Source organism: Neobacillus sp. CF12, assembly GCF_030348765.1.
In the GTDB taxonomy this organism is placed as follows: domain Bacteria; phylum Bacillota; class Bacilli; order Bacillales; family Cytobacillaceae; genus Neobacillus.
In genome coordinates this window covers 2,803,003-2,820,728 of the sequence record NZ_JAUCEU010000007.1, presented here as the reverse complement: position 1 = coordinate 2,820,728, position 17,726 = coordinate 2,803,003, and the positions used below count along the sequence as shown (strand labels likewise).

Genomic DNA, 17,726 nt, shown 5'->3' with positions numbered 1-17,726 from the left:
TCCATATGTCATCAATCACTATTGCTGCTGTAGGTGATATTACTCTATCGCAGAAAGTTGGAAAGGAATTATTTAGGGGTGTATGGGATGCTGCGGATATTCGAATTGGAAATCTGGAGTCGCCAATCATGCATACACCGGGTGCTCCCGCTGATAAGCAATTTCGATTGCAACAGCCAATAGAAGCAGGGGAATGGCTGAAAGAGTTGAATCCTACAGCCGTTTCGATTGCTAATAATCACACGATGGACTGGGGCCCAGAGGGACTTTTTCAAACACAAGAAGAGCTGGATCGAATTGGCGTAAGCTATGCTGGAGGAGGCCGGAATCTAGAAGAAGCCATCAAACCTGTATATTTTCAAGCAGGCGATCATAGAATTGCATTCCTATCTTGGGCCACTACGCTGTCACCAGGATTCCAGGCCATGCACAATCGTCCAGGTATAGCGGGTGTAAGGGTTACATCCTTCTATGAATTAGGACCAAGTCTTGATTTGGAGCAGCCTGGAACAGCTCCGTATATTAAATCAGTACCGTTTGAGGAAGATCTAGTATTACTTGAAAAAGTGATTGAGGAGGCGAATAGGGAAGCAGATTTCGTTATATTAGCTCTTCATTGGGGTGTACCGCCTCAGTGGTGTGTTCCATATCAAGGTGTGATTGCCGAATATCAACCAATCATTGCGCAACGGGCAGCCAATGCTGGTGTCGATATTATACTTGGGCACCATGCACATGCTCCATATGGAATGGAAGCATTCAAAGGCAAAGATGAAAAAGAAGTGCCTGTGCTTTACAGTCTTGGAAACTACATTTCTCATTACGAATACTCAGGAGTAGGGCTGGATATGTCTTCCTGTACCATTAAATTCCCTCCTAAGCTCCCAGAAAACCGCCAAAGCTGTATTGCAGAAATCAAACTAACTACTTCTAATAAAAGACTTAGTGTTAAACGGGTTACGATCCATCCAGCAGTAATCAGTGAAATTGGTGAAGCAATTGAAACTAGCATCCAAGATTGTTTAGACATTGCCAATCGATTAAATGAGTTTAATAATCAGCGTGGTACGGTAACCATAATCGAAGATAATACAGTTGTGTGGAATAGCAAGAATTAAAACACTGCCTAAAATATAAATGCACGATTTCTAATATAAAAACCAACCGACTAATGATTTGTAGAGACTCAGATAAATGACACAAGGAAAAAACACCCCCCTGAACCGTATTTATACAATATGATTCTTAGGAGGGTGTTTTTCTATGAGCACGAGAGTTCATTACCCAGAAGAAATAAAGTGGGAAGCGATTAAGATGAAACAAGCTGGAAAGACAAACAAAGAAATTATGGAGCAGCTGGGGTTAAAATAAGCCCCAAATTAAAACATGGTGGAGATGGTACAAAACAGGTCAAACCTATTGGTTTTCTCAACAAGTGGGAAAACAATATTCCTACGGTAAGGGAACGGAGGAATGAGTGAGCTTGAACAATTGAAACTATAGAATAAACAGTTAGAGGCTCGATTGGCATCTTAAAAAAGTACCAGGAGATCGAAAGGAGTTGAAGCTGCAAATAGTTGTACAAGTAGTAGAGATCTCTCATCCAAGTTTAAAGTAATCGATATTCTTAGTGTCTTAGGCATTCCTAAGGCAACGTATTATCGGTGGAAGAAGAAATATAAAGTTAAGGAAATTACAATCCCCCAGTTTGAAGAATGGGGGTTAAAAATATTGTGAAACATCCCCGTATAGAAAGAACAGGTGGTATTGCAAGCTATGGAAGAATTAATCTGAAAAACTTCGGAGCGGATAGTTTTCAAGAACATAATGAAATCATGGGGACTGATCCTAAGCAGTCGTTTACAACGCCTTTTTCAACTGTTATGGATGAAGTGAAAAACGCTTTGGAACAAAAAGGCTTTCGTACTAATATCCCTGATTCTGATTTGTCCTCTATTTGTTGATAAATGGATTAGTAATCGTGGCAAATAATATCGAAACCGACTAAGGACAAATTTATTATGTGACTGGTCCATTAGACTACATTTCATTTGATGAGGTATTAAAAATTGGGAAAATTATTAGTGAATGCTAACCGAGTTATTGCCCTTGGAGGAGAAAAAGTTACACCTCAGCAACTTCGAAATGCAGTGGAACGGCGTCCAGACGGTTTAGTTGGTTTAAACTCCCCAAAATCAGGTGTGATAGGCAAGGTTATTAATGCCGTCACTTAGGTTATGATATCAATCCTGAAACTCAGGTAGCAAACATCCTAGTAAGAAAAGGGGTAGATGTCACTTTAATTGGAAAAATGCAAGATGTAATTGACTGTGACGGGGCTAAGAAAATCCCAGCAGTAGAAACAGACCTAGTTATGAAATCCGTGCTTGATAGTATGGATTATATGAATGAAGGACTTATTGCAGCAACCGTACAAGAAACCGATATTGCTGGACATTCACAAGATATGAACCTTTATGCTCAGCATATTATGCTAGTAGATAACTATTTAAATATTTTGTTAGAGAAGATGTCTGAAGAAGATTTATTGATTATGAGTGCGGACCATGGCAATGATCCGACAACAGGGCATAGTCAGTATACACGCGAAAAACCTTATTACTTGTTTATGGAAAAAAGCTTCTAAGTACGAATCTGGGAGAGCGTGACAGTCTTTCGGATATTGCAGCAACAGTCACTGAATTTTCGATGCGGATTTTCCAGAAAATAGGGAAAGTTTTGAAGGGTGGGGCGGGTGAACATGGAAAAAGAAAGTTTCTCTTGCCCCTTTTTTCTGCTGTCATTCCTGTGCTTCTTTTAGTGGTCCATCTGATTCGTAAACGATTGGGCCTTACCGTTCCAATCTATCTGAGGAACATAAATGATCAGCTATGTTTTTTCACGCGTTTGAGTTTGTTATCTTTGTTTGAAGAAAGAACCCATGGTTGGAGTGTACATTATGTCATCATGCAGCTCTTGCATAATGGGGAATGCAATTTTCATTACGGGACCAACAGCAGGATTAGCACCGGGGAATACAAAGGCAAATCTTGTCATCCTGCCAAAAGACCTTGCATATGATTTTTTTTTGTTTTGCCAACGGAACCCTAAACCCTGTCCGTTGATTGAAGTAACGAATATTGGTTCTCCAATTCCCAATCTTACAGCACCAAGTGCCGATCTACGATTTGACTTACCTAAATATCGGATTTATAAAAAAGGGGTTCTTGTTGAGGAAGTAATCAATATCGATGCATATTGGAAAGAAGATATGGTAGCCTTTCTAATCGGTTGCGGCTTTACATTTGAAAATTCTTTAATCGAAAACGGCCTTGTTATTCGACATATTGAAGAAAACCGAAATGTGCCGATGTATATCACTAATATTCCTTGTCAACCAGAAGGAGTGTTTCAAGGGAATTTAGTTGTCAGTATGCGACCATTTGCAGGCGCTGACGTCGTTCGAGCAGTCGAGGTAACATCCAGATTCCCTGCAGTACATGGCTCCCCCGTGCATATTGGTAATCCTGAAGAAATAGGAATTCAAAACCTAGCTACGCCAGACTTTGGTGATTCTGTAACAGTTAAAGAAGGAGAACTCCCAGTATTTTGGGCTTGCGGAGTAACACCGCAAGCCGTTGCCATGTCCAGTAAACCTGATATTATGATTACACATGCTCCTGGGCATATGTTTATTACAGATATGAAGGAAAGTAATTATTCCATTTTGTAAATTAAATTTATATGAACCTAACTCAATTAAGTAACCAAAGGGTAAAAAGAGTCTTATTAAATAAGGCACACCCTTAATTCGATACTCAATCGGATTAAGGGTGTTTATTTTTCTGGAAATCAATAATTGAAGTTGGTAATAAATGTAGGACAAAACAACTGTTCATTATTATAAAGTGAAAAGGTTATTCTGAAATGTAAAAATCCGTTTATCAGAACAAGATCAAATGGTTACCACTCTCAAAAATAAATGTCTGAGTAGATGGATCATTTAAGGTCTTTAAATGAAATAAGGGTGCAAAGGAATATTGGAATATCTGCTGTTACTTTAGAAGAAACCGGTGTTTTAAACGCTTCATTGTTCTGTCGCAGTAGCATTCATTTTTTTCCATTACAGGAGAATTGTAATCGCATACAAAAACTAGATTCATGGTTACGAGCTAAATTCTATAGAAAAGCAGTTGATATAGAAAAAATCTATACCAACTGCTTTTTTATTTAATATATACCATTCAGTACCGATTTTCGTTAAAATAAACATTGCCGATTTTTCACAAAATATAAATACTTGTGTTTGATTATAAGTTAATAAGCATGATATAAGTGTAAAAGAAGTGGAACATTTGGCTTTATATTTTTTGACCGAGAGTTTGAAGTTGTATCCATAGTGAGAGGATTTGAGTTTGAAATGATAGATAATTTTTGGCGTGATCTACCACGACCATTTTTTGTACTTGCACCAATGGAAGATGTAACAGATGTTGTTTTTCGTCACGTAGTAAGTGCAGCCGGCCGACCGGATGTATTTTTCACAGAGTTTACAAACTCGGATAGCTATTGTCATCCAGAAGGCATGAAAAGTGTGCGTGGTCGTTTGACTTTTACAGAAGATGAACAGCCAATGGTAGCACATATTTGGGGGGATAATCCCGAATATTTCCGTCAAATGAGTATTGGTATGGCAGAGTTAGGATTTAAAGGGATCGATATTAATATGGGCTGTCCTGTACCGAATGTGGCATCGAGAGGGAAGGGTAGTGGCCTTATTCTACGTCCAGACGTTGCGGCAGAACTTATTCAAGCAGCAAAAGCGGGCGGACTGCCTGTCAGCGTGAAAACACGACTTGGCGATAAGGAGGTTCAGGAGTGGGAGGAGTGGCTAACGCATATTTTAAAACAGGATATTGCGAACCTTTCTATTCATTTACGTACAAGAAAGGAAATGAGCCAAGTAGATGCGCATTGGGAGCTAATTCCGGAGATTAAAAAATTACGTGACACTATCGCACCAAATACGCTGTTAACAATCAATGGAGACATTCCTGACCGTCAAATTGGGCTGCAGCTTGCTGAACAATATGGTATTGATGGCGTTATGATTGGGCGAGGTATTTTTAAAAATCCTTTTGCTTTTGAAAAAGAACCCAAAGAGCATAGCAGTAAAGAATATCTTGATCTTTTAAGATTGCAGCTTGATCTTCAAGATCAATATGCAGAACTACTGCCACGTTCTATTACAGGGCTTCATCGCTTTTTCAAAATTTATGTCAAAGGATTCCCTGGAGCTGGTGTATTAAGAAATCAATTGATGAACACGAAATCAACAGATGAAGTGCGTGCATTGCTTGATAACTTTGAGAGTAAGAATGTTGATGGGACGGGGACAGTGAAATGATATAACTCTCAAAAAGTTAGAGAAAAAATGAATCACATCAACTCATGTGTATTTATTTTTTCAGTTTCAAGTTCCTTTGCAGCCGGCAACTTAGTTTTGATAAAGTCTGTTTTCTGAAAAAAAAGGTCTTAAGAATAATAAACCCACCAGCACTCATGTGTTGCCACATACACTCCGGACATGTCGAATGCTGTTACTTGTAAGAAAAGATTAATTATGAAATGTGATTGTGAGGGATAAATCTTATCAATTCAATCGATAAGGTCTTTTTTTAAGTTATCATAAAACCTTAAGTTTACTGTCAGGTTTTTACTTCTTGTAATCAAATTAAATTCTTTTGAAAACAGGCGAACAGCGTGAAGTCATAAAAAAGAACAAAGAAAGGTGAAAATTTTACTTTCTTTGTTCTTTTTTCATTAACAGCATCTTGAGACTTTACCGCCTTTTGCGTTGTAACGGGCTTCCTGTGCTTCACAGAAAAATTCTTTTCTTGATTTTACAGAATCGCAGGGATGATGCTTTTTCATATGCTCGACGTATGTTTCGTAACTTGGGACGCCGACAAGAAGACTGAGGAATTGCTTTCTGTATGAAAGGATTTCCTTGAATTTATTAAGCATAATTTTTCAAATCCCCTCCGTCGCGAGGTACAGGCGGAGTCTCATGCAATGGTAATTTGTGATTTTTAATAATTTTAAACCAAATCTTAATCGCAGAAATTAATACTACGATGACAACCGCCATAAAAATCGCACATAGCGTGGCATCAACATAATCATTTATCAGAACTTGTTTCATTTGTGCAGGTGACGCTGCAGGTGCCAGCACTTTTCCATCATTATATGCCTCTTTAAAAATCTTAGCATGTGCTAGGAAGCCGATTTTTGGGTTTTCATGGAATAGTTTTTGCCAGCCTGCAGTTAAAGTGACAATTAGCAGCCATGTTGTCGGAAGAAGTGTTACCCAAACATATGCTTTTTTGCCCATTTTATAGAGAACCGTCGTACCAAGCAGCAGGGCAATAGCGGCCAGCATTTGGTTAGCAATACCGAAGAGAGGCCATAGTGTATTAATTCCTCCAAGCGGGTCAATAACACCTTGATATAAAAAGTAACCCCAAAACAGTACACATAGCGCCGTTGCAATAATATTTGGAATTAAAGCATCCGTTTTAGCAAATGGCTTATAAGCAGTACCGATAAGATCCTGAATCATAAAACGTCCAACACGTGTTCCTGCATCAATCGTAGTTAAAATAAACAGTGCTTCAAATAGGATAGCAAAATGGTACCAAAATGCCATTAGCGCCTTACCGCCAATTACATTTGAAAATATTACAGCCATACCAATTGCAAGAGTCGGTGCACCGCCAGTTCTTGAAAGAATGGTTTGCTCCCCAACGTCGGTTGCGAGTGTTTTTAAATCATCAGGTGTTATGGTAAAGCCCCAGCTGGAAACGGTAGTGGCAGCTTGGACAACATCCGTACCAATTAAGGCAGGTGGACTGTTAATGGCAAAATAAATACCAGGTGTCAATACACAGGCAGCAATCATTGCCATGACCGCAACAAAAGATTCTGTAAGCATTGCTCCGTAACCGATTGGACGGGCGTGTGACTCACGTTCAATCATTTTAGGTGTTGTACCCGAGGAAACCAAAGCATGGAACCCCGAAACAGAACCACAGGCAATTGTAATAAATAAGAATGGGAAGAGATTTCCTGCAAAGACTGGGCCTGTACCATCTATGAATTTTGTAACACCAGGCATTTCAAGATTCGGTGCAACAATAATGATTCCTATTGCTAGTCCAATGATAGTCCCTACCTTTAAAAACGTACTCAAATAATCACGTGGTGCAAGAAGAAGCCAAACAGGTAAGACAGATGCAACAAAGCCATAAATAATCATCATGATAGCTATCGTTTCACCTTTAAAGGTAAACATCGCTGCTAACGTTGGATTTTCCGCAACTGTTTGTCCGAAGATTAGTGAAAGAAGTAATAATACAATTCCTATGAGGGAAGCTTCTCCAACACGCCCGGGACGAATATAACGCATGTAAATTCCCATAAAAATAGCAATTGGAATGGTAGCGGCGATGGTAAACATTCCCCATGGACTTCCCACTAAGGCTTTTACAACTACCAATGCTAAAACAGCTAATAAAATAACCATAATACCTAAAATACCAATCATGGAAATAAGACCTGTAACACGTCCCATTTCGTCCTTAATCATTTCACCGAGTGACTTACCATTTCGGCGCATAGAGCCGAAAAGAATAATAAAGTCCTGAACAGCCCCAGCTAAAACAACACCGACCACAATCCACAGTGTTCCAGGTAAATAACCCATTTGCGCAGCTAGAATTGGACCGACTAATGGTCCAGCACCGGCAATGGCAGCAAAGTGATGTCCAAATAACACCCATTTATTTGTCGGAACATAGTCTTTCCCATCGTTATGTATTTCTGCAGGTGTTTTACGTTTGTCATCAAGCTGGAACACCTTATTCGCAATAAACTTGCTGTAAAAACGGTAGGAAATTGCATAAACACAAACAGCTGCAGTCAAGAGCCAAATTGCATTAATGCTCTCGCCGCTATTTAAGGCCATTACTGCAAAACCTGCTGCTCCAAGTGCTGCAATTAATCCCCAGATAACAATTGATTTAAGCGCTTTCAATTTTATCGCCACCTTTTCCATATTATATCGATATTTTATTTTATAATTCAGAAAATTAAAATAATTAATTATACCTATTATGACAACAATTCTAACAAAGTATAAAAATACAAAAGGCAGCCTAATGGCTGCTCTTCTTTCAATCTATAATTCTTGAATAACTTATTTCGTTATATTTTTTACACTTGGGCAGATAATTTTTCGTTGAACACATTCGATAAGTAGTCCTCTACTGTTAAGTACAGCAATCCGTTGCCTTCGAGTTTTGGTGAGTTTCCTAGAGGAACCGTTCTCTTTATTAATTGTGCATATAGCTCAGGCTCTGTCAGATTTCGCTCAAAGTCATTGTTAGCCACATCTTTTATAAGGGCAAGTGCACCGGATATATGCGGTGTTGCCATAGAAGTTCCAGTTAGTTTTGCATAAGATCCGTTTAAATACGTTGAAAGGATTTCCTCACCCGGAGCTACTAAGTCGACTTCATTATTCGAATTTGAAAATTCAGAAGAACGGCGCTCTAGATTAATCGCTCCGACACTGATGACTTCATTATAACTGCCAGGAAAGGAGAATTCATCTGAAGAATCCTGTCCATCTCCCTCATTACCAGCAGCACAAACGACCAGTATTTGATTATCAACGGCGTTTTGAATCGCCTGATGCAACTCAGGTACATCTTGTGGACCACCGAGGCTCATGGAGATGATATCCACCTTTTGTTCAACTGCATAGTTAATTCCATTAATAATCCAGTCGTATTGTCCTGATCCATTTTTATCAAGCACCTTTAAAATCAATAAACTTGCTTCTGGTGCAACACCAATTACTCCGTTATTGTTTTGGGTGGCAGCTATTGTGCCAGCCACATGAGTTCCATGACCATTATAGTCAGTGTATACATCAAGATTTCCATTATCATCATCCGTGAAATTCCGTCCGCCGATAATCCGCTCACTTAAATCAGGATGGGTAACATCGCAGCCTGTGTCCAATATCGCAACCGTGATTCCCTTACCCTTCGATTTCTCCCAAATTTTTGGAGCCGAAATAAGTTCAATACCTTTTGGCACCTCAGACACCATTTCAACCACTGCATTCACTTGATACGGAAATAAATGTAATCTTTGCTTCATTTGTATCCCTCCTGACAGAATTAGTTTTTCTGTGTATTCTAGGGAGTTACCAATAGTTTAACAATTCAGAATATATTTAACCAGTTACTATAGTCGTGTTTTTGTCGAACTAACGTTCTTGTTGGACGCAATCTACTAGTTATATTTATTAAACTAAATTGTGGTTTACCTAAAGGCTGTAACATTATTATCTAGCTTGAAAGAATCTTAATAGAAATAGCATAAATGTTATCCATTCTTATAATGAAATCCCAAACCCCTATGTTAAGATAATGCAAAGTCAATTTGATTTATTGGCGAAACATGAACCATTCTTTTTGAATGATTACATGTATAACAGGAGGTCTTTTTATGAAACGAAGAATACTTGCAATAATGCTTGCGATAACAATACTTCTCTCTATTCCTTCTATAAGCTTTGCAGATGCAGTAGAAGGAGATGTCATTGTTTCATTAGGAGAAAACCTTACCGAACAGCAAAAAAATGATATGTTAGCAGAGTTAGAGGTACCGGAAAACGCACAAATGATTACGGTGTCCAATAAAGAAGAGCATGATTATTTAGGGGAGTTTATTCCTAAGTCACAAATTGGTTCCCGTGCGATTTCATCAGCGAGTATTACGATGGGTGCGAAGGATTCTGGGTTAGAGGTTCAGACAAACCATATTACATGGGTTACGGATGAAATGTATATCAATGCCTTGACTACAGCCGGTGTAAAGGATGCAACCATACAGATTTCTGCTCCGTTTGAAGTATCAGGTACAGCTGCTTTGACAGGAATTATGAAAGCTTATGAGGCGACAACGAATAAAGAAATTCCGGAAGAAATCAAAAAAATGGCAAATGAAGAAATGGTGAAAACGGCACAGCTTGGTGACTCGATTGGAGCGGACAATGCTGCTTCTCTCATGGGAAAAGTCAAGGATGAAATCGCCAAGAATGAACCGAAAACAGAAGCTGACTTGCGTGCGTTAATTGAACAGGTGGCCGCAGAGCTTGGGATTACATTAACAGATGCAGAGTTAGATATGTTAGTAGACTTCTTCAACCAACTGAAGGCAATGGATATTGATTGGAATCAAGTAAAAGAACAGTTAAGTGTGACCGCAGAAAAAGTCTCGACATTTTTGCAATCGGAAGAGGGGCAGTCATTCCTACAGAAGTTGCAAGATTTCTTAAATCGCTCGCTTGATACGATTCGTGAACTCACTGCTTAATGAACACAAAATAAAACTTTTAAAGCCCCTCTCAATCGAGATGGGGCTGTTTTGGTTGTTTAATGATTGACAATTTTCTCTCTGCTTTTGAGATAAAATGCTGCTATGTGAAAGAATCATACCGAATCTAATTAAACGTTTGTATAATACATTTTTATGTTGAAAAAAGTTATTTTCACGATTCCCTGCAGATGATTAGCGAAAACCATCACTATTTCCTCGACAATAATTTCTCCTCAAGACTAGCCAAGGTTCGTTTTTTAAAAGGGTTCTTGGACATTTAATCAAACGTTTGATTAGGGGATGCTGCTCGAATTTTGTTGAATACTGAGATGTATTTGTAGATTGGGTAATAATAAAAGGAGAAATTAACACTATAAGGCGGATTTTTTTATGGAAAGAATCATTTTGTGGGCATTGTTACTAGTTGGAATTACCCTATTAATATTCAGTTTAAGAAAGCCCTTCATCAAAGACTGGATTTTAATTTTTTTATTGAATGCTTATCTTTCAACGTTAATTGGCGTTCTTGTTGTAGAAGAAAACATGCTTGAATATCCAATAAGGTTTTTAGATAACTATTTCACTTCGAGCCTTCTGTATGAATATCTTCTCTTTCCCGTTGTTTGTATTTACTTATATCAAAAAACGTATCACTCTAGCTTTAAAGGCATTTTTCTATATTGTTTATTGTTCACCACTGCTTTAACAGTCATTGAGGTTCTATTTGAAAGATATACCGATTTAATTGAATACCATACATGGACATGGATGCATACATTTATTAGCACCTTTATTCTAATGTTTTTTATCCGCAGTATTATGCAATTAATAAATCAAAAGGTAAGTTAAATTTGAAAAAAATCCGGCCCAATGAATGAGCCGGATTTCTTAAGTCTCCTTTAATATAGCTAACCCTAGCTGAAAAATGGTATAAAAGTGCGATAATAATTTATTTGACTCTAAAATAAACTGAATATGAAATATATTTCATATTACCAAAAAAAGGGGGGCTTACCATGAATTCGAAAGTGCTATCGATTAAAACTGTTGTTGCAATCGGTATTGGTGCTGCGGTGTTTATAATTTTAAGTAGGTTTGGTTCGATTCCAACAGGCATACCAAATACAAACGTCGAAACATCTTATGCGTTCTTAGCCCTAATGTCATTACTTTACGGTCCTGTGGCTGGATTGCTGATTGGATTAATTGGTCATACGATTAAGGACGCTGTTTTTTATGGAGCACCCTGGTTTAGCTGGATTATCTCCTCAGGAGTCGTAGGATTATTAATAGGATTAGCAGCATCACGGATCAACCTTCGGGATGGGGAATTTGGTGGAAAAGCTATTATTTCTTTTAATATCATTCAAGTTATTACTAACTCAATTGCATGGTTTTTAATTGCTCCTACTTTAGATATCCTAATATATGCAGAACCAGCCAATAAAGTATACATCCAAGGCCTTGTAGCGGGTGCGGCTAATATAGTAACCGTTGGTGTTTTAGGAACGTTGCTAGCAATAGCATATGCCAAAACGCGTCCTAAAAAAGGCAGCTTGACTCGAGAATTGTAAGAAGTGAATGTCGGTGATCTCCCATCACCGGCATTTTTAATTAGTCTAACAAACAGAAGGAAGTTGAAAATGAGAAAACCAGTTATTGAATTTACTAATTTTAGTTTCCACTACCGGGCACAGTCCTCTCCAACACTAAGTGGTATTAATTTGACTATTTATGAAGGAGAAAAAATTCTAATTATAGGACCATCAGGGTCTGGAAAAAGTACATTAGGACATTGTTTAAATGGATTGGTTCCCTTTTTTTATCCTGGTGAAATTTCAGGGAGTTTAATGATTTTTGGAAAAGAAACAAAAGAGGAAAGTATTTTTAAACTATCTTCAATGGTTGGTACGGTGTTACAGGATCCTGATGCCCAATTCATCGGTTTAACCGCAGCAGAGGATATTGCGTTTAAACTTGAGAATCAAATTGTTCCACAAAAAGAGCTATTTGAATCAGTGAAACGAGTTGCAGAAATGGTGGATATGACAGAGCATTTGGATTCAACACCACAGGACCTTTCCGGAGGACAAAAGCAAAGGGTTACACTTGCAGGAAGTATGATTGATAATGTAAATATTCTTCTATTTGATGAACCCTTGGCAAATTTGGACCCAGCAACAGGGAAAAAGGCGATTGAACTTATCGACCGTATTCATAAGCAAACTGGAAAGACAACGATTATTATTGAGCATCGATTGGAAGATGTGCTGCATGGTGAGGTAGATCGTATTGTAATTATAGATGAGGGTTGCATATTAGCGGATTTGACACCTAATGAATTATTAAGCTCAAATCTGCTAAGAGATACGGGTATCCGTGAGCCGCTCTATCTAACAGCTTTGAGATATGCAGGATGTACTATCACTCCAAAGCTGAAGCCTAAAAGTTTAAAGACATTAAACATTGAAGTCAATAAAACGAAGCTTCATGCATGGTATGAGACCGTGGGAAATGCCGAGAAAAAACCAAAAAATGATGTTCTTTTAGAGCTAAAGAATATTCATTTCGGGTATTCAAAAACAAAAGAGATTATTAAAGATGTTTCATTCAAGATTAACAAAGGAGAATTATTATCTTTAATCGGTAAAAATGGAGCTGGAAAATCAACCCTTGCCAAGTTAATATGCGGTTTTTATCCTCCTACAGCAGGGGAAATCTTATATGAAGGTGAAAATCTTATAGAACAATCCATAAAAGAGCGGGGAGATCATATTGGCTTCGTACTGCAGAACCCAAATCAAATGATTTCTCAAAATTTCATATTTGATGAAGTAGCACTAGGATTAAAATTTCGTGGAGTACCAAATAAAGATATAGAAGATAAAGTATTTCATGCTTTAAAAATATGCGGGCTTTATGAATTAAGAAATTGGCCCATCTCAGCCTTAAGCTTCGGGCAGAAAAAGAGAGTGACGATTGCATCCGTATTAGTGCTAGGACCGAAATTAATTTTATTGGACGAGCCAACAGCCGGTCAGGACTATAAACACTATAACGAAATTATGGAGTTTCTGTGGAACTTAAATCAACAAGGAATCACCATTATCATGATTACCCACGATATGCATTTGATGCTCGAATATACAAACAGAGCCATTGTAATATCAGAGGGACAAAAGATAAAAGAAGACGAACCTGCCAACATCCTTACAGATGAAGACGTTATCCGTCTGGCTAATTTAAAAGAATCATCACTCTATCAATTAGCTAAAAAAGCAGATTTTTTTGACCAACGAGACTTTGTCAAACGCTTCATTCATTTTGATCGGAGGACCCGACAGCTATGAATCATAAAATTCTTTCTTATATTCATCAAGAATCCCCGATTCATCGTCTTACTGGAGCTGCTAAACTGATAGGTTTTATTCTTTGGTCACTAACAGCAATGATAACCTATGATACTAGGATACTTGTTGTTATGTTTATATTAGGGATTATGATCTTTCTTTTATCGAAGGTCGAATTTCGTTATATTTCTTTTGTATTCTATATATTCTTATTATTTTTGTTTATAAACAATATTGCTATTTTTCTTTTTGAACCGATGCATGGTGTTGAAATGTATCATACGAAGCATGAGTTTCTTCACATAATTGGACATTATACTTTAACCGCTGAGCAGCTATTCTACCAATTTAATTTAACGCTTAAATATTTGACCATTATTCCGCTTGCCTTGTTGTTTATGGTCACGACACATCCCAGTGAATTTGCAGCTTCTCTTAATAAAATCGGAGTAAACTATCGAATTGCATATGCAGTAGCTCTTGCGCTGCGATATATTCCAGATATTCAGCGGGATTATCAGAACATCTCACTCGCTCAACAGGCACGAGGGATTGATTTATCAAAAAAACAAAAATTGACCAAAAAATTACGCTATGCATCATCCATTTTAATGCCGTTAATTTTTTCAAGCCTCAATCGGATTGAAACAATAAGTGCTGCAATAGAGCTTCGAGGCTTTGGCAGTCAAAAGAGAAGATCATGGTACCATGAGAGACCCTTTACAAAAACAGATTATTTAGCCATTATGCTTAATGTCCTTTTGTTTGTCTTTTCAATGATCATTACCTTTTTGGATGGAAATCGTTTTTATAATCCATTTAGGTAAGTAAGAACTACATCTCGTATGTTGCCAAATACGATCAACATTCGTTGAGACAGTAGCTTTGATTGAAATGCATAGCTGGGTATGAATAGTTTTAGTAGATTTAAGTGAAAATTGAAGTGCGTTTATGTTCCCTCAGACAAAAAAGTATGGGGGATTTTTTTGTTATGGAAGCTGATGGCGATTGGTAGATTATACCTATCCTAGGATATAAAATAGGCTTATTTTTCCATATATTTATAATATTAAAATAATTAAAATTATTCATGCTATTTAAATTCTACTAACCTATAATAAACTCTGTGGAAAATAATAGGAGGTATTGAGTGATGAAGAAAAAGTTTATTATACCTGTAGCTCTGTCGTCAGCGATGTTGGTAGGTTCTATCCCAGTTAGTAGTGTTTTTGCGCAGCCGGCTGATACAAAGGTCGTTAATAGTGTACAAGCTTCTAAGGAATGGAATGAGAAGGCAAGTGTTCCATTATTCGTGAAGGAGCGATTTGCAGAGAAATTCTCATCAAGTACCTCTTTCGAAGCATTGAATTATTTGAAGAAAAACGAAGCCAAAACCGGAATTAATAATCCGGATAAGAATCTAAAAGTGAAGAGTGTAAAAAAAGATAAACTTGGTATGACCCACGTCCGCTTTAATCAGGCAGTAAATGGAGTAAATGTTGAAGGAGCCGAGGTTGTGGTTCATTTTAATGAGAATAATGAAGTGGTATCCGTCAACGGAAGAGTAAATCAGACGATTGCCGAGAATGCAGTAGACACGGCTGCCTCTTTAAGTAGTGATACTGCATTAAAGACGGCTTTATCATCTGTCAATGCTCCTGAAGAGCTGACCTATGAGCCAACTACTGAGCTTGTTGTCCTTCCTTTCGAAGGGGAAAATTATACAGCCTATAAACTAAATGTTAACTTCATGGGGGATGAGCCTGGAAACTGGTTTGTCTTTGTGGATGCAAAAACAGGAAAAGTCATCGACAAGTATAATGGCTTAATGCATGCTGATGAAGTGAAAACACAAAAAGGTGCTGGAAAAGGTGTACATGGTGAACACAGGGAATTACATATTACTCAAGTAAAAGAACCGAATGCGGGAACGAAGTTTGCATTAGCAGATTACTCGCATGAGAACCTTGAAGGAATCGTAACGTATGACGCAAAAAATGATAATACTTCTAGTAATGATACTCTTTATGTAGGGAATTCTGCAGCGTTTATCGGCGACTATGATCGAGCGCTGGTCGATGCACACTATAATTCTGAAAAGGTATATGAGTATTACCTAAATGAGCATGGGCGCAATTCCCTTGATGGGGAAGGAATGGCAATCATTTCTAGAGTTCACTATGGTAACAATTATAATAATGCCTCCTGGAATGGTCGTTGGATGACATATGGTGATGGTGACGGTGTATTCATGACTTCTCTATCAGCTGGTCTTGATGTGGCTGCCCACGAAATGACGCATGGTGTTATCTCTCACTCTGCTAATTTAGTGTATCGCAATCAATCTGGAGCGTTAAACGAATCCTTTGCAGACGTCTTTGGTGCTCTTGTTGATGATAGTGATTGGGAAATGGGTGAGGATATTATGGCACCGGCTGCTAAAGCTGAAGGTGTAACCGTATTGCGCAGCCTAAGTAATCCAAACAGTGTTGTCGTTAGCAACGAGCAAAGAAGGGCGTATAGCACAAATGGCGGAGTCTATCCAGACCATATGGACGAGTTTTATCATATGCCAACTTCTGTTGATGGTGGCGGTGTCCATGTTAACTCCTCGATTACAAACCATGCTGCCTACTTGATTGGCCAAGAAATCGGCAGGGAAAAATTAGGGCAGATCTACTATCGTGCTTTAACGGTCTATTTAACCTCTAATTCCGATTTCAGCGATGCCCGTCAGGCTATTGTTCATTCTGCTATTGATCTTTATGGTGAAGGCAGCGAGGAAGTGACTGCAGCGAATGCTGGATTTAATGCGGTGGGAATTCACTAAGTATTTAAATTGCCTGCAAAATGAATAGTGAAGTGCGTTTTATAATCCCTCAGACTAAGAGTTTGAGGGATTTTTATTATGGGTCACCAGAACTAAGTTAAAAATAGTTTATAATGTATTTTATACTTTCCAGAAGGAGGACTATTTTGGGAAAACAAGGAGTTATATCACTAGGAGAAGCTTTTGTAGATTATATATCAACTGATAGTTCCAATACAAAATTCCGACATCTGTTAGGAGGTGCTACTGTTAACCTGGCAGTCGGAACAAGCAGACTTGGGCTGCCTGCTTATTATTTGTGTAAATTGGGGACAGATTCAATCGGTCAATTTGTGGAACAAGAATTAAAAAAGGAAGGAGTCAATCTTGATTTTTCTGTTCGTTCTGATACGAAAAGAATGTGTGGGGTCTATGTACATCTGACAGAAAGCGGTGAGCGAAACTTCCATTCCTATATAAACCATACTCCAGATGAAATTTTAAGAGAAGACGAATTAAGAAGAAACGTTTTTGAAAAGACAAGAATTTTTTATTTTGGCTCCGGCACCCTTTTTCAACAAAAACCCAAGAAGACAACCGAGTCCGCACTAAAGTATGCTAAAGAATTTTCCAATCTAATCGCCTTTGATGCCAATCTTCGCTTAAAACGGTGGGAGAGCGAGGACCATTGCCGTAAAACAGTGGTTTCTTTCCTTAAACATGCTAATATCGTCAAGTTGGCTGAAGATGAGTTGAATTTTTTAATGGAAACAAATTCACTTGAGGCTGGATTGGAAAAATTATCAAAATGGGATATTCCTTACCTATTTATCACGATGGGAGGGAAAGGGGCTTGTGGAGTGATGAATGGAAACAAAGTTTTCAGCCGCGCTCCGAAGGTGGATGCAATTGATACAACCGGTGCAGGAGATGCTTTTATGTCCGGACTTTTATATTGCTTCCACGAAAAGGGAATGCCTGAAGGGAAAACGGAATTAACGGAGTATCTTCAATTTGCTAATCGTGTTGGTGCTGCAGCAACAACCGAAATTGGATCTTTAACTTCCCGAATGGATTTAATGGAGTTGAGAAAACTTTTTAATAAGTGAAGTTTT

General features: G+C 38.1%; 16 protein-coding genes. 13 read left to right on the top strand and 3 right to left on the bottom strand.

Annotation, left to right across the window (positions count from 1 at the left end; all coding sequences use genetic code 11):
• Positions 1–5 precede the first annotated feature (5 nt).
• The 6 genes from QUG14_RS13360 to QUG14_RS13335 all read left to right on the top strand — a co-directional run bounded on the left by QUG14_RS13360 (position 6) and on the right by QUG14_RS13335 (position 5,407).
• Complete coding sequence (locus QUG14_RS13360) at positions 6–1,118, top strand: CapA family protein (RefSeq protein ID WP_289341024.1); 1,113 nt, start codon at positions 6–8, stop codon at positions 1,116–1,118.
• Between the two features lie 615 nt (positions 1,119–1,733).
• The gene (locus tag QUG14_RS13355; RefSeq protein WP_289341023.1) at positions 1,734–1,964 is read left to right on the top strand and encodes a hypothetical protein; all 231 of its coding nucleotides are present in this window, start codon (positions 1,734–1,736) and stop codon (positions 1,962–1,964) included.
• A 105-nt stretch (positions 1,965–2,069) separates the two neighbouring features.
• Positions 2,070–2,234 (top strand): hypothetical protein, encoded by a 165-nt coding sequence (locus tag QUG14_RS13350; RefSeq protein ID WP_289341022.1) that lies wholly within the window; start codon positions 2,070–2,072, stop codon positions 2,232–2,234.
• Between the two features lie 77 nt (positions 2,235–2,311).
• Entirely contained in the window at positions 2,312–2,647 is a 336-nt protein-coding gene (locus QUG14_RS13345; RefSeq protein ID WP_289341021.1) for an alkaline phosphatase family protein, read from the top strand.
• Between the two features lie 312 nt (positions 2,648–2,959).
• Entirely contained in the window at positions 2,960–3,733 is a 774-nt protein-coding gene (locus tag QUG14_RS13340; protein WP_289341020.1) for a putative hydro-lyase, read from the top strand.
• Positions 3,734–4,420: 687 nt separating this feature from the next.
• On the top strand, positions 4,421–5,407 hold the full coding sequence (locus QUG14_RS13335; RefSeq protein WP_289341019.1) for a tRNA dihydrouridine synthase: 987 nt from the start codon (positions 4,421–4,423) through the stop codon (positions 5,405–5,407).
• A 416-nt stretch (positions 5,408–5,823) separates the two neighbouring features.
• On the opposite strand, the gene QUG14_RS13330 is transcribed toward QUG14_RS13335, so the two are convergent.
• The 3 genes from QUG14_RS13330 to QUG14_RS13320 form a co-directional block, all read right to left on the bottom strand.
• Complete coding sequence (locus QUG14_RS13330; RefSeq protein ID WP_289341018.1) at positions 5,824–6,027, bottom strand: YbdD/YjiX family protein; 204 nt, start codon at positions 6,025–6,027, stop codon at positions 5,824–5,826.
• Positions 6,020–8,095 (bottom strand): carbon starvation CstA family protein, encoded by a 2,076-nt coding sequence (locus tag QUG14_RS13325; protein ID WP_289341017.1) that lies wholly within the window; start codon positions 8,093–8,095, stop codon positions 6,020–6,022. The genes QUG14_RS13330 and QUG14_RS13325 overlap by 8 nt, the downstream gene beginning before the upstream one ends.
• A gap of 179 nt (positions 8,096–8,274) precedes the next feature.
• Positions 8,275–9,228, bottom strand: a complete 954-nt coding sequence (locus QUG14_RS13320) for a S8 family peptidase (RefSeq protein WP_289341016.1) — start codon at positions 9,226–9,228, stop codon at positions 8,275–8,277.
• Positions 9,229–9,579: 351 nt separating this feature from the next.
• Between QUG14_RS13320 and QUG14_RS13315 the strand changes: the two genes are divergently transcribed.
• From QUG14_RS13315 to QUG14_RS13285, 7 genes are all read left to right on the top strand, one after another.
• Positions 9,580–10,449, top strand: coding sequence for a DUF1002 domain-containing protein (locus QUG14_RS13315; protein ID WP_289341015.1), 870 nt, complete (start codon positions 9,580–9,582; stop codon positions 10,447–10,449).
• Between the two features lie 393 nt (positions 10,450–10,842).
• Entirely contained in the window at positions 10,843–11,301 is a 459-nt protein-coding gene (locus QUG14_RS13310) for a CBO0543 family protein (RefSeq protein ID WP_289341014.1), read from the top strand.
• Positions 11,302–11,468: 167 nt separating this feature from the next.
• Positions 11,469–12,026, top strand: a complete 558-nt coding sequence (locus QUG14_RS13305) for an ECF-type riboflavin transporter substrate-binding protein (RefSeq protein ID WP_289341013.1) — start codon at positions 11,469–11,471, stop codon at positions 12,024–12,026.
• A 69-nt stretch (positions 12,027–12,095) separates the two neighbouring features.
• A complete protein-coding gene (locus QUG14_RS13300) occupies positions 12,096–13,802 on the top strand; it encodes an ABC transporter ATP-binding protein (RefSeq protein ID WP_289341011.1) in 1,707 nt (568 codons plus the stop codon).
• Entirely contained in the window at positions 13,799–14,629 is an 831-nt protein-coding gene (locus QUG14_RS13295; RefSeq protein ID WP_289341010.1) for an energy-coupling factor transporter transmembrane component T family protein, read from the top strand. The genes QUG14_RS13300 and QUG14_RS13295 overlap by 4 nt, the downstream gene beginning before the upstream one ends.
• A 326-nt stretch (positions 14,630–14,955) precedes the next feature.
• Positions 14,956–16,632 (top strand): M4 family metallopeptidase, encoded by a 1,677-nt coding sequence (locus tag QUG14_RS13290; RefSeq protein WP_289341009.1) that lies wholly within the window; start codon positions 14,956–14,958, stop codon positions 16,630–16,632.
• Positions 16,633–16,778: 146 nt separating this feature from the next.
• Positions 16,779–17,720 carry a carbohydrate kinase family protein gene (locus QUG14_RS13285; protein WP_289341008.1) on the top strand — a complete coding sequence of 314 codons (942 nt, stop codon included), beginning with the start codon at positions 16,779–16,781 and terminating at the stop codon, positions 17,718–17,720.
• The last annotated feature ends 6 nt before the right edge of the window (positions 17,721–17,726 follow it).